The sequence below is a fragment of the Pseudomonas sp. TE3895 genome, from assembly GCF_056278855.1.
On record NZ_JBWBQE010000001.1, the window covers coordinates 3,821,933 to 3,834,274 of the forward strand.

Below are 12,342 nucleotides of genomic sequence, written 5' to 3' on the forward strand. Positions count from 1 at the left end.
CACGGTATTTTTGGCGAATGACGCCTTGCCGATGACGAGATTACATGAGAGTCACACTCACAACCCCGCATGATCTTGCCTTTGCCGACCTTAGCCTTGATCTCCCGAAACGTGAGGCTATCTGCAAAAACAAGCGGATAGTGGTGAAGAGCACTTCTTTCAGGCTACTCACGCTTCTGGTCAGCAATGGGGATCATATCGTTAGCCGCGAAAGTATATTCAAGGGCGTCTGGGGTTTCCATTTTGACCCGGGCACCAAGCGTATTGAGGTGCAACTTTATTACCTGCGTAAGGTGTTGCGTTTACTGGACTCAACGACCGTCATTGAGACACACCGTGGTAAAGGTCTTAGGCTGTACGAAGCCGCAAAGTAAAGGTGGGCCCGTCCGTTGTCACTTGAGAGGCCCAAATCTACTCTGCAGTGAAGCTCTTCAAGGCCATCGTCGATTCTCTCGTGGAGCAAGCGGGACAGACAATCGCGTACCGCCGGCAAGACCGTGCTAGCCCACCTGTCACCATGGGGGGCTGAGCGCCGCATCCGTGGCGTAAGCAGGTCATGACGGCTTGGAAAGGGGCAGGGTGGAACTTCTATCCCTAACCTAGCGATTGAGAGTGATCGTGGCCCACCTGCGAGGGCGGATCGTTTGCTCTGTACCGTATCTGCCGAAGACTGACGGTTAGGTTTCTCCTGGTTTAACTACCTGAGCCACCTAAGCGCCAGGGGTCAATTCGGCGTCAGTACCCATGCTGAGCTTTGATTGCTAGGTGGCCAAAAGAGACGCGTGAGTCCACATAGCGCAGCGCAGACTTCATATCCTTCCACCCGACATAACCCATTAGTGCCTTGATGTCCCAGCCATTCGCCGACGCCCAGGTCGCAAAACCCCGGCGCATCGAGTGGCTAGTGTAAAGGGCCTCCGGCAGGCCCGCTTCTTTGAAGACTCGTCATGCCACTGGCAATTGACCTCAATTGGAAGCTGAAGGTCAGCGCAGGCGAACGCGAGGTCCACTCGTTTAGACTTGGGCATGTCGGCCTCTGTAAGCTCCCAGATACCGAACTGCTCCAGCTCTCGGCTGATGAGCATGGCAAAGCGGTCTCTGCAGATGTTCTCAATGTAGGGCACACCGTTGTCGCTCCAGAACATGCTTATCCGATTTGGCCTCCAGTAAACGTAACGGGGGTTTGCGGGAATTTGACCGGAGGTATGTGGGTGTCAGAAAGACTTAAAAAGAATAAATTCTAACTCTTTGATATTTATGACCTTCGATCGCAGAGGGAGTCAAGGCATGCCCTCGAAAGTTAAGTATTCTTCTTTTTAACGGTATTATAACGATTTTTATCTTTTTTAATACCCTAATAGCAAATGGCGTTTGAGTTCTTGATTTGAAGCTTGTCGGAGGCGAGCCATGCAGTAACTTCCGCAAGATTTCCTGCATAGATTATTTTTGTGCCTACGACAACTACGTGAGTTTTCACTTTGTTTGCCCGCCATAAGCTTTGGCACGCACAATGCTAGCACTTGGATTAGGGGTCTGCAAGTGTGGGCGAATAATAAATGTGGTGTTTCAATGTATAATATTATTACGCGTGATTTTTGATTTTGTCGTTTAGTCTTCGTGAATTTAATGGGTGGGGTTATGATTCGTAGCATATAGCGTTTAGTTTTGGGTGATTTAGCGTTTAGCAATTAATTCATATAAATCGATGAGAAGCCGACATGGTTGTTCAGGATGAAAAACAGCAATGAAATCAACTCTGGAAAAGGCATTGGGAGCAGTGAGGGTGTTTAGACTTTATTCACAGATGCCACAAGGCAAGCCGTACGGGCGAGCGGTTGAGAGTGAGGCTCGTCGCCTAGTAACCTGCATGCGCGGATCGATTCAAGCGATCCGGCTTGGAAATAACCCATGACCGTGGATTCGCTACGATGCTCGATCATCGCCATGATCCCACCCAAGGATACTTTCTGACGACTGGTCTCGGTGTCGTAACATGAACGTAGGCGATGACCCGCCCATCCAGACGGCGCTCCCTCCCGATCTGCAGGCTGATAACTGCCTACCGTTGCTTCTGGCCAGCTACAGCAGGGCGCGATCGCACAGGATATGTACGCCGTCGGTAGGGTTTTGTGAGCATCGCCTGGAGCGGATTGGCTTAGTCAATTTCATCTCGCTCAACGCTGCAATAGGTTCGGATAACCTGTGGCTCATCAGACCTAATATATAGTTAAGGGGAGGTTACGTGCGGTATCCATAAGGTGAGCCACTGCTTTCGACCCAGGTTGTGCGCAAACGCCCGCGAGCGTCATAACTCTCTGGTCGCCGAGATCGTGGCGGCGACGATCATGACGCGATTCATTGCGGGTGAGGCTCGGACGCAAGTCACTTCGCTTCGGGAGTGCTTGGCCGATTACATCACCGAAGACAACTCCATTCGGGTAGTCGAGCTTCATCGTCGATGGATCGTCGATCCTGCGGCTCCTGCGGCAATGGGCCGTCCGGTTTGCCATCCAAACATCTTTTCGAAAGGAGGGCTATTCGCGCATTTACCTGCTCATCTCGCAGGCACTCTGTGCGACCTCTCAGTTTTCTATTGTGTTTACTGCGTTTCACACAGGCTGGACCCGTTGCTGCCATACCTTACGTACAGCAATCGGACACCCAATACAGAGCGCCACCATGCAAACGTTTGGCCGTGATCAAGGATTGAAACCTGATTGTCGAAAACGACGCCTGACGCCGATCCAGGCTTGTACAGATTCGTAAAGAAGAATGAATTCCGGCAACCTTGGCCAAAGTCATATCACCGCGAACATTGATTGGCCAAGCGCTTGTACAAGGTAGTGCGCGAGATGCCTAGCTCTTTGGCTGCGGCGCTGACGTTACCGCCATGGGCCAGCAGCACGCGCTCGATCACCCCTTGGGTGATGTAAGCCAGGTCGCATGAAGCCGGGACTGCAATGCCCTGCAGCTCATCAGGCAGGTGTTGCACGCCAATGCACGGTTCACCGGCAGCTAGCACCCCGACCAGGCGTGCCACGTTCTCCAATTGCCGTAGGTTGCCCGGCCAATGGTAAGCCAGCAACTGGCGCCTGGCGTCGGCCGCCAGCGGTGGGAAACCCGGGCGGTGGAAAAAACTGTCGATCAGCTGAGCCTTGTCCAGCCGCTCCTCAAGGGAGGGCAGGGCTACGCGCAGGCCGTCCAAGCGATAGAACAGATCCTCGCGGAAGCCTCCTCTGCTTACCAGCGTGGCCAGGTCCTTGTGGGTGGCAGCGATCACGCGGGCCTTCAGTGCTACCGTGCGAGTGCTACCAACGCGGGTAATCTGCCGTTCTTGCAAGGCCCGCAGCAGCCGGCTTTGCAGGGCCAGCGGCATGTCGCCGATTTCATCGAGCAACAGAATGCCGTCGCCAGCAGACTCCAGCAGGCCCATGGCACCGCCTTTGCGGGCGCCAGTGAAGCTGCCCTCGGTGTAGCCGAACAGTTCGGCTTCGATGAGGCTTTCGGGTAACGCGGCGCAGTTGATCGCCACGAACGGAGCCTGTGGGCAGCAGTGCGCATGCAACGCCTTGGCGAACACTTCCTTGCCAGAACCGGTCGGCCCGGTGATCAGCACCGGCAGGTTACCCGCCACAGCCTTGCAGGCATCGTCGAAGCGAGCATTGACCCGCCGGTCGCTGCCCAACGCCGTTGTGCTGACAGGCAGCGTCCGCGGCTTGGCGATGGGTTTGGCCAACAGCCGGCCATACAGGCGTGAGCCATCGGCTAGGGTCAACAGCTGCGGTGAGCCATCAAGGCTGGTTTGGCTGGGGCGGTCGAATAGCTGCCCCAGGCACAGCCCTTCTGGGCGGTAGCTTGGCACGCCCAGCAGTTGTTGCGCAGCGCGGTTGGCAGCATGCACCGTGCCATCGTCATGCACCGCCAGCAGCGCCTGCAGTGGTGAGCCAAGCAGCCTGGGGTCGTGTTGCAGTTCGACGATGCGGCAGCGAGGCAGGTTGAGGAAAAAGTTGTTCTCGGTGGCCAGCGCGGCATGTTTGAGGCGTTCGAGCATGGTGCCAGCGTTACGGGTACCAATGCCGGTCAGGTCCAGCGCCCCGAGCATCTCGCCATCGACCCCGCGCAACGGCACGCTGACGCAGAAAAACTCAGCAAACTCCTGCAGGTAATGTTGGTTACCGGCAACGATAGCCGGCAGGCCGTCCATCAACGTGCAGGCCGGCGCGGTGGTGCCGACGTCGACCTCGCTAACCCGGCGTCCGGCATGCAGTGCCGACAGCGGGCTGTCGATGCCGAAGGGCTTGCGGGTCTGGACAATACGGTTGTCCGGGTTGACGCAAAAAAGCATCCAGTGCGAATCGCCAATCAGCTCCCACAGCCGTTCCAGCTCGGGCTGCACGCAAGCAGCGAGTTGGCTGTCGGCCTCAGTCAGTGGCAGCACATCCAACTGCCCGCATGCCAGGCGTGGTTGCCACGGGCTGAGTCCGGCGGCCCTGGAACGCTCCCACGAGCGCTCGATCGGTTCGGGAAGTAGCCCGGCTGGCAATGGCAAGCCCTCGGCAAACTGCTGACGGGCGCTGTGCAACTGGAGCTGTAGGCGATCCATGGGTATACCTTGTGAGGGTTACTGACTGCGCACGTTGCGCCGCTGTCAGCAGCGCGTCAAGGCTGTCGGGCTTCAGAACAGCAGCAGCGCCCGCAGGTTGACCCCGGTGTCTTCCTGGAACCCGCCGACCACACGGGTGTCGTGGGTCAGCTGGCCGCTCAGTTGCACGCTGCTGCCGACCATCTGCTGAAACTCCAGGCGCACTTGCTGTACCTCGGTCTTTTGCCCGGTGTAGTCGCCCGACAGGTGCTGCTTGCCTCCTTCGCTGGCGGAGAAACCCAATGCCAGGCGCTGGGCCGGGTTGAAGTCATAGCGCAGGTTGGTCTGCAACTGGTAAGTCGTGTCCTGGCGCAAGGTCTGGCTGCCGCTGCCTGCCTTGTCGTTGCTGCCATAGAACACCGCATCGGCGTACCACTCCATCGACCAGCGGCCCCACAGCGGCTCTACCCAGCCCAACTGCAGGTCGCCTTTCCAGCGGTTTTCGCCCAGGTTCACGCCGGCGTCGCGGTCATACTGTCCCCACGGCAGGTACAGCAACGGGGTGATGCCGAAGTAGCGGCCACTGGCGCCCACCCCTGGCTGGTTCACCAACCAGAAGGTGGCGCCGATGATCGGGTCGGCCATGCCGCTGTTGCTGCCCACCGACTGTCCGGCAACCTTCACGTCGTAGACGTGGCCAAAGGGCAGCAGAATTTGCGGGTCTATCGTGATATCGCCGATTTCTGTGAAGTGGATTAGTCGCAGGATGCTGATGTTCGAACGCAGGCTGGTGCTGTGCTTGGCATCGGGTGCACCGTCGCCGTTGAATCGGTCGGCGCGGCTGAATTGCTGGTACCAGGCGGCGACGTTGGTGCCCGGCGGCAGCGCGGTGTAGTCGCCAGCATTCACATCGACGGCCAGGGCCTTGGCTGAAACCAGCGCGCAGGCCAGCGTGCCCCAGGCAAGGCTGGAGTTTTTGGTCATGACAGGGTTTTCCTTGTTCTTGTTATTGGGCGGGGGCAGCGCGCGGCTGCCCCCTGAGGCTTACTTCTGGATGCGAATGATCGGTTTGAGGGTCAAGCCTTTTTCGCTGTCTTCGGCGGCCTGGTTGATCTGCTCGAAGTCGTAGAAACGGACCAGCTTGTCGAAGGCGAAGCGGCCCTGCAGGTACAGGTTGACCAGCTCGGGGATGAATTTTTTCGGCACGCTGTCACCCTCGACGATGCCGCGTATGACCTTGCCGCCCAGCAGTAGGTCGTTGACGTCGAACTGTGCCGTGGTGCCCAGCGGCGGTGCGCCGACCACCCCCAGCGCGCCACGGCTGCCAAGGGCATCCACGGCCTGGCGCAGCACCTCTGGGCGCCCGGTGGATTCCAGCGCGAACTGCACACCGCCGCCGGTGATTTCGCGGATGGTGGCCACCGGGTCGGCCTCGCGGCTGTTGACCACGTGTGTAGCGCCCAGCTCCAGGGCCAGCGCCAGGCGCGAAGGCACCACGTCTACCGCGATGATGGTTGCTGCCCCTGCCACTTGCGCGGCCAGCACGGCCGAGAGGCCTACCGCACCGCCGCCAAAGGCAGCAAAGGCGCTGCCGGGCGTTACTTTCAGCGAGTTGATCACGGCGCCGGCGCCTGTCTGGATGCCGCAGCCCAGCGGGCCCAGCAGCTCGATAGGCGCTTCCTTGGGCACACGTACAGTGTTGTTCTCGCGCCCCAATGCGTAGGTGGCAAAAGATGACTGGGCGAAGAAGTGGTCGTTCAGTGCCTGGCCCTGTAGGTCTTGCAGGGCATGCTGGCCGTCGGGGCCTGCACCACTGAAATTGCGCCCGAAGAAGTCCTGGCAGTAGGCGGCCTGGCCGGCGTCGCAGGCCAGGCAATGGCCGCAGTAGCCATAGGTCATCACCACATGGTCGCCCACGGCCAGGTTCTGTACCAATGGGCCAACAGCCTCGATGATGCCCGAGCCTTCATGCCCCAGCACCGCCGGTAGCGGCACCGGGTAATATTGGTCGCGCACGATCATGTCGGTATGGCACATGCCGGTGGCGACGATACGCACCAGCACCTCGTCACCTTGCGGTGCTCGAATGCGTGCCTGCTCCAGTACGAAGGGGGCACCTTTGCCATGGGTCACAGCAGCCTTAATGGGGCGCAAAAGGGGTGTTGTCATTGTTATTGTTCTCCGGGGTTACAGGGGGTAGGCAGGTGCTTCGCCCTTGAGGGTCAGCCATTGCCATTGGGTGAACTCTTCCCAGTTGGCGGCGCCACCGATGCTGGTGCCGTTGCCGGATGCGCCGACGCCGCCGAAGGGATTGATGACCTCGTCGTTGACGGTCTGGTCGTTGATATGCAGCAGCCCGGTGCGCAATTGCTCGCCCAGGCGCAAGGCACGGCCGATATCGCGCGACAGGATGGCGGCGCTCAGGCCGTAGTCAGTGTCGTTGGCCAGCTCCACGGCTTGCTCATCGCTGTCGAATGGCACCACCACGGCCACGGGGCCGAAGATTTCTTCGTGGAATGCCGGGTTGTCACGTTGTACGTCACTGAGCACGGTTGGCTGGAAGAACAGCCCGTCAGCTGAACCGCCAGTTGCCAGTGTTGCCCCGGCAGCGCGTGCGGCGTCGACAATGCGCAAGGCGTTGTCACGCTGGGCCGCATTGATCAGCGGGCCCAGGTGCACCTGGCTGCTGGCCGGGTCGCCCACGGTGAGGCTGCGTGCCTTGGCCACCAGGCGTTCGACGAAGGCCTCATAGATGCCCTGTTGCACCAGCAACCTACCGGTCGACATGCAGATCTGCCCCTGGTGCAGGTACACCCCCCAGGTGGCGTTGGCGATGGCCAGGTCGAGGTCGGCGTCGTCGAGTATGATCAGCGAGTTTTTGCCGCCAAGTTCGAGCGAGACTTTTTTCAGGTGGCGGCCGGCAGCTTCTCCCACTTTACGGCCAGCGGCAGTGGAGCCGGTGAACTGGATCATTGCCACGCTGGGTGAGGCGGTAAGCGCTGCGCCGGCTTCAGCGCCGCCCGGCAGCACATGCAGCACGCCTGCTGGCAAGCCAGCCAGCTCGAAAATGCGGGCAATCACAAGGCCACCGCACACTGCAGTGCGCGGGTCGGGCTTTAGCACCACCGCATTGCCGGTGGCCAGTGCCGGGGCAACGGCACGCATGGCCAGGTACAACGGGAAGTTGAACGGCGAAATCACCCCGATCACGCCCAGCGGTCGACGTCGGGCGATGCTCAGGCGGCCGGCGGTGGAGGGCAGAACTTCACCCTGGCTGCGCGAGGGCAGAGCGCAGGCTTCATGCAGCGACTTGATGGTGATGGAGGATTCGAAGCCTGCCTTGGCCTGTGTCGAGCCGCTTTCACGCACGATCCAGTCGGCGATCTCTGCCTGATATTGCTCGGCGATGGCTGCCGCCTTGCGCAGCACGCTGGCGCGTTCTTCATACGGCAGGGCAAACCAGTTGCGCTGGGCCTTGGCGGCCTCGCGGGCGCTTCGCTCCACCTGCTCGGCACCGGCGTTTGCTAGGGTCCCCAGCGGCTGGCCATTGCCAGGGGAGGTGACTGTAGTGGCGGGCATTTCACCTGGCACCCAGGTACCGGTGAACAGTCGTTCATTCCAGAGTTTGTTAGGCAGTAAGGTTTCCACGCGAAGCATCCTGTGTTTTGTTGTATTTACGGATGCTTACTGCAGAGGGCATGCCAATGAGCAGAAGGGGCTTAATACCGGTATATCGGTGCGCGAAGTGTCCAGCTTCTGAACGATTCCATGCTTTCGCAGTGTTCAGATTCTGAACATGCCAGGTGCTGAATGCGCACATGGACATGTGGGGGCTTGGGCGTTGAAATGTGCACGTAGACCGATCAGTGCCAATTGCACTCGTCAGAGTGCTCCCCCTGAGCGAAAGCTTGGGGGAGCATTCGTGACAGATCAGCTCAGGTACCCTTGCACAATCTTGACCCAACAATCCGACCCCAAACGAATCAGTTCATCATTGAAGTCATAATGCGGGTTATGGACTGAGCAGCCGTGAAACTCACCCTCGCCATTGCCCAGGAAAAAATAGCAACCCGGAACTCGGGCCAACATCCACGCGAAATCCTCCGTGGCCATGATTTTTTTTCCTTGCGAGAGCAGGGTGCCTGGGGCGAATAGAGGCTCAAGGCACTGGCGGACCTTGTGCGTTTCGAGCGTACTGTTAACCAGCGCCGGCGCCAGTTGGACGGTTCGCAGATTGATGGTCACGCCGTACAGCTGCTCGTGTCCACGCACAATTTCTTCCAGCCTGCGATTGATCTTCTGCTCTGTTTCCGGTGTGTCGGTTCGCACGCTTAACAACATCGAAGCTGTATCCGGAATGATGTTGTAAACAGTGCCCGCCTTTACCATCCCGATACTGATGACGGCATGTTCATCGACCGCCAGGTTGCGCGACTTGATGGTTTGTATGGCATTGATGAGGCTGGCGATGACCGGGAAGGGATCGACGCTGCGTTCAGGCATGGCACCATGGCCACCACGCCCTTGAATTTCAATGCTTATCTGCTGTGAGGCCGCCATGGTAGGCCCTGTTTGTACAACCGCTGTACCGACGGGAATACCGGGTAGGTTATGAAGGGCGAAGATGGCATCACATGGAAAACGTGTGAACAATCCGTCTTCCATCATCTTTTTCGCGCCGCATAGTCCTTCTTCATCTGGCTGGAAAATCAGATTGAGGGTGCCATCAAAATCCACAGAGTCGGCGAGCCGCCAAGCTGCCGCAAGCAGAATGGCGGTGTGGCCATCATGGCCACAGGCATGCATGCGACCCGCTATCTGGCTTGCGTGTGCAAAGCGGTTTTCTTCCTGCATGGGGAGCGCATCCATGTCGGCACGCAAGCCGATGCTGCGTGGGCTGCTTCCCTTACGCAGCACCCCGACCAGCCCATGCCCGCCGATGCCGCGATGAACTTCGTAACCCCAAGAGGCCAGTTTTTCGGCGACCAGCGCTGCCGTGGCAGGCGTCTCGCCACCCAGCTCTGGCATCATATGAATCTGACGACGAAGGTTTACGAAGGCTTGTACCTCGGAGGTCGGATTGATTTCTGTAACCGCGTTCATGGGTTAGTCCCTTCCAGGGTTTTCAGGATAAAGCGCCAGACACAGTAGGCTTATGACGCCGCCTGCGAGTAGATAGAGCGCTGGCGCCAGCGGGCTTTCCAGTGCGCCGGTAAGCCATGTAGCGATCAAAGGGGAGAAGCCACCGAACAGGGTCACACCGAAGCTGTAGCTAACGGCCGTACCGAGGGCGCGCGATGGTTTGGGAAAACCTTCCATGATCAAGGCGAAGAACGCCCCTGAGCCGATGCAGCCAGGCAAAACCAGAATTGCGATCACCAACATCGCCAGGAACAGGTTGGTACTCAGGCTCAGTACGTACAGGGCCGGACCCGCGAGCACTACTGGCAACGCAATGGTCCAGAACAGCAGCTTTTTGCGCAGAACGTGGCGGTCGGCAAATCGTCCTGCCAAGGGGGTGATCACCGCCAAGCATGCGCTGGCAACACAGGCAACAGCGAGGGCACTGCGCTGTGGGTAGCCGAGCGCAGAGGTCAGATAGGCCGGCATGTAGAAAATGAACAGGTAAATGCTGATGGTCGCGCTGGCCATGAGGCCAATGGCGAGCAGCGTGTGACGCAGGTCGAAATGATCACGCCAGAGTCCTTCGCTGGCCTCGGGTTGCGATTCATGCGTTTCAGGCAAGCAGCGGCGGATATACCAACCAACCGGTCCGATAAGCAGACCCAGCATGAACGGGATACGCCAGCCCCATTGCTCGAGATCTTCTGCGGTCAAGAGCGTGCTCAATAGAAGCCCGGCGCCAGCCCCAACCAATGCGGCATAGCCTTGGCTTGCAGCCTGCCAACTAACATTCTGACAGCGATTGGCGGTGCTGCTGGATTCCATGAGGAATACTGATGCGGTACCAATTTCTCCACCCGCTGAGAACCCTTGCGTCAACCGGCCTACGATGAGTATCAACGTACCCGCCACGCCAATCTGGTGGTACGTCGGGGCAAACGCGATCATCGCTGTGCCCAGAGTCATCAGTCCGATGGTCAAGCTAAGCGCTGCTTTGCGGCCATGCCGATCGGCGAACCGGCCGATCACCACCGCCCCGACGGGCCGCATCAGGAAGCCCACGCCAAAGGTTGTCAGCGACAACAGTAACGAGGCCATTTCTGATTGCGCGGGGAAGAAGTTTCTAGCGATCACCACAGCAAAAAAACTGTAAATGGTGAAGTCATACATTTCCAACGCGTTGCCCAGGGCGCACGCAACGGTGGCCTTTTTCGACGCTGAGCGGGCGGTAGCGGGGTCGCAAGTGAAAGCGGGTGCAGGGAGAGTGGACATCAGGGTGGTCCCGTCTTGTTCTGGTGTACCCCGACTATCATTTAATTTTTACTGCCTGGCACTTACGCTTTTAGGCGCGACTTAACCGATGGTTAATCCCTGTAGTGTTTGCCGGAGCCAAGCGCACTGAAACTGAGCCCAATGGTTCGATAACCGCACAGATGCACTTTTTGCGCCCGCCTCAAGCGGCTAATACGGAAAAATCTGACGCAACGATGCTGTAAGAGCCCCTACACGTACACCTTTCAGATGACTTTCAAGGCCCTTAACCAAATCGCAAGCCCTTGCGATATTTCTATGGCTGATCCTGCGTTCTATCCACCAACGGTATGAATACTCAGGTGCGCAGAGGCTCACTCGTGCTTAACGATGCACGGACCTCGTAGTAGAGGTCGCGGGCTGAGGTGGTCAGCGAGTGGCGGTCAGTACAGACCAGATAAATGGGGTATTCAGGAATGCTTTCCTCTACCCGAACCTGAACCAGTTCATTGCTCAACCCCTGAGTGAGCATGTTGTCCAGACCCGCTTCGCTCAATGTCATGAACGCGTCGGAGTGATGGAGTAGATGAAGCGCCAGGAGCACCGACGAGCACTCGGTTATGCGCGCAGGCGGTTGAATGTGGTTGTCTTCGAACATCTGGTAGAACTGCGAAGAGTGATCGTGGATAGCATCGAGGCTGACCCAACTGGCCTGAAGCAGGTGGCGCAGCGAGCGTGCAGCCCTGAGTGGATGAGTTTTTCGGCAGACGACCAAACCGGGCATCCGGCTCAGCGATTCCCAATCCAGGTTGAGCCGCTGCGTGTGCTGTTGCGAAGTGATGGCGAAATCCAGCGTGCCGTCGCGTATCTGCTGGATGATCTGGTAGGGGCGTAGTTCTATCAGCCTTATGCACACTCTCGGGTTACGTATCTGGAAGGCAGTGATACTTTCACCCAGCCCTTTCAACACGGCCGTCAAGGAAGTCACGCCAACGGTGACTTCACCGACCTGCATATCCTTGATGTTCTCAGCTTCCAGTTGTAGCCGACGCAAGCTCTCCATGGAGGACTGTGCATGGCGAATCAGGCGCCTTCCCTCATCAGTCAGGGTCATGCCTTTGTGCGACCGTTGCATGAGCGATAGACCAAGCTCACCCTCCAGTTCCTTGATCGAGCGGCTCAATGCAGGCTGCGTCACATGCAGCGCTTGAGATGCCTCGCTAAGGCTGCCGGTTTGGTGAACAGCTACCAATGCTTTTATTTGATGAAATTTCACGGGCAGTCGGGTCCTTACTCATGCGTGGTTAGCGAGCCTGAGTCAGTGTCCCCAGGCGCCGACATGCTCAAGGATTTATCTACCGCTATCAAGAGCATCGATGCTCAGG

At 58.4% G+C, this 12,342-nt stretch carries 9 protein-coding genes; 1 reads left to right on the top strand and 8 read right to left on the bottom strand.

Going from position 1 to position 12,342, the window contains the following annotated elements; translation table 11 throughout:
* Positions 1 to 44 precede the first annotated feature (44 nt).
* Positions 45 to 374, top strand: a complete 330-nt coding sequence (locus tag ACZ889_RS17150) for a winged helix-turn-helix domain-containing protein (RefSeq protein WP_052196202.1) — start codon at positions 45 to 47, stop codon at positions 372 to 374.
* A gap of 361 nt (positions 375 to 735) precedes the next feature.
* On the opposite strand, the gene ACZ889_RS17155 is transcribed toward ACZ889_RS17150, so the two are convergent.
* The 8 genes from ACZ889_RS17155 to ACZ889_RS17190 all read right to left on the bottom strand — a co-directional run bounded on the left by ACZ889_RS17155 (position 736) and on the right by ACZ889_RS17190 (position 12,233).
* Positions 736 to 924: a tyrosine-type recombinase/integrase gene (locus tag ACZ889_RS17155; RefSeq protein ID WP_256873172.1), complete on the bottom strand. Its 189-nt coding sequence runs from the start codon at positions 922 to 924 to the stop codon at positions 736 to 738.
* A gap of 1,879 nt (positions 925 to 2,803) precedes the next feature.
* A complete protein-coding gene (locus ACZ889_RS17160; RefSeq protein ID WP_476257606.1) occupies positions 2,804 to 4,603 on the bottom strand; it encodes a sigma-54-dependent Fis family transcriptional regulator in 1,800 nt (599 codons plus the stop codon).
* A 72-nt stretch (positions 4,604 to 4,675) separates the two neighbouring features.
* Entirely contained in the window at positions 4,676 to 5,566 is an 891-nt protein-coding gene (locus ACZ889_RS17165; RefSeq protein ID WP_180688100.1) for a transporter, read from the bottom strand.
* A 60-nt stretch (positions 5,567 to 5,626) separates the two neighbouring features.
* Positions 5,627 to 6,751: an NAD(P)-dependent alcohol dehydrogenase gene (locus ACZ889_RS17170; protein WP_180688099.1), complete on the bottom strand. Its 1,125-nt coding sequence runs from the start codon at positions 6,749 to 6,751 to the stop codon at positions 5,627 to 5,629.
* A gap of 18 nt (positions 6,752 to 6,769) precedes the next feature.
* Positions 6,770 to 8,239 carry a benzaldehyde dehydrogenase gene (locus tag ACZ889_RS17175; RefSeq protein WP_180688098.1) on the bottom strand — a complete coding sequence of 490 codons (1,470 nt, stop codon included), beginning with the start codon at positions 8,237 to 8,239 and terminating at the stop codon, positions 6,770 to 6,772.
* A 273-nt stretch (positions 8,240 to 8,512) separates the two neighbouring features.
* Positions 8,513 to 9,685, bottom strand: a complete 1,173-nt coding sequence (locus ACZ889_RS17180; RefSeq protein ID WP_476257607.1) for a M20 aminoacylase family protein — start codon at positions 9,683 to 9,685, stop codon at positions 8,513 to 8,515.
* Between the two features lie 3 nt (positions 9,686 to 9,688).
* The gene (locus ACZ889_RS17185; RefSeq protein WP_061203259.1) at positions 9,689 to 10,978 is read right to left on the bottom strand and encodes an MFS transporter; all 1,290 of its coding nucleotides are present in this window, start codon (positions 10,976 to 10,978) and stop codon (positions 9,689 to 9,691) included.
* A 337-nt stretch (positions 10,979 to 11,315) separates the two neighbouring features.
* A complete protein-coding gene (locus ACZ889_RS17190) occupies positions 11,316 to 12,233 on the bottom strand; it encodes a LysR family transcriptional regulator (protein ID WP_014756758.1) in 918 nt (305 codons plus the stop codon).
* Positions 12,234 to 12,342 lie beyond the last annotated feature (109 nt).